Source organism: Pararhizobium sp. PWRC1-1, from assembly GCF_049897905.1.
GTDB lineage: Bacteria > Pseudomonadota > Alphaproteobacteria > Rhizobiales > Rhizobiaceae > Pararhizobium.
On sequence record NZ_JAFCXE010000063.1, the window covers coordinates 1 to 1,432 of the forward strand.

Annotated in this window: 1 protein-coding gene; it reads left to right on the forward strand. The window is 59.2% G+C overall.

The annotated features are described in order from the left end of the window. Nucleotides 1-1,221: ISNCY family transposase (locus ACP7E0_RS34865; protein WP_426131920.1), on the forward strand; the 1,221-nt coding region annotated here is incomplete at its 5' end. Nucleotides 1,222-1,432 lie beyond the last annotated feature (211 nt).

The following is a 1,432-nucleotide window of genomic DNA, read 5'->3' on the forward strand; positions in this document are numbered from 1 at the left end:
GGTGCGGCGTCGATCCGCCACAAGGCGATTGGGCGGCCGTCGAACAACCGGATCAGTTCCGGGGTTCGGGATTATGCAGTAGCATTGGTACGTGAGTGCTACGCAGATTTCGGTCCGACCCTGGCTTCGGAGATGCTTTCGGAGCGTGATGGGCTGCGTGTTTCGCGCGAGACGTTACGGAAGTGGATGACGGCTGCTGGCATCTGGCTTTCGCGCAAGCAGCGCCGGACGTTTCATCAACCGCGATTGCGGCGCGAGGCCTATGGCGAGCTGGTACAGATTGACGGTTCGGATCATCGCTGGTTCGAAGGCCGGGGCGATCCTTGCACGCTTTTAGTGTTCATCGACGATGCGACCGGCAAGCTGATGCAGCTACGGTTCGTTCGATCCGAAAGTGCGTTTAGTTATTTCGAGGCACTGGAGCTCTATCTGCAGGATCACGGTGCACCGGTTGCGTTTTATTCGGACAAGCATTCGGTGTTCCGGGTGGCAAAGAAGGATGCCAAGGGCGGCCAGGGCATGACCCAGTTCGGGCGTGCGCTCTGCGAGCTAAACGTCGAGATTCTCTGCGCAAATTCGAGCCAGGCCAAGGGGCGCGTCGAGCGGATGAACAGGACACTGCAGGATCGATTGGTCAAGGCCCTGCGGCTGGCCGGGATCGATAACATCAAGGCTGGCAACGCGTTTCTGTCGAGTTTCATGGACCGTTACAATGCGCGATTTTCAGTCGTCCCTGCCCGACCCGATGATTTGCACCGGCCGCTGAATCTGGTGCCGGATCGATTGGCCGAGATCCTGTGCAAGCGCGAGCAGCGTTATGTTGGATCGCAGCTGACGTTTTCGTTTGAGCGCAAGCGGATCATGCTGGAGGAGACCGAGATGACGCGCGGTCTGGTTGGCCGCTACGTCGAGACCTATGCCTATGCGGATGGGCGGCTCGATGTGCGCTGGAAGGGACATTCCCTACCCTATACGGTGTTCGACAAGGACCAACGGGTAACGCATGCGGCAATTACCGAGAACAAGCGGCTCGGCGAAGTGCTGGCCTATGTCAAAGAGCGCCAGGACCAGGAGGTAACGCCGGCCGTGAAGACAAATAGCGACAAGAACGGCTACAAGCCGACAGGTCGCAAACCCGGAAGACGCACGGATTCCATGAACGATCCGGCGGTCATTGCGCGACGTGAGAAGGCCCTGTTGCGGCAGCAAGCTGCCGAGTGAATGGCCGATCGGATCGTCGTAAAGCGAAAGCCGGATGGTACGTCTCACCCGCCCCCTCCCTTCCCTTGCAACCCGGCCCAGCCGGTCCGGTCGGGGGCTTGCCTCAGTGCCAGGGGACATGCCGAGTGTCGCATTTCTAAAGGGCTAAGATGCCGCCCAAAGTGACACATTAACTTTGCTAGGATCCGGACATTTCAATCCTGCCGCCACA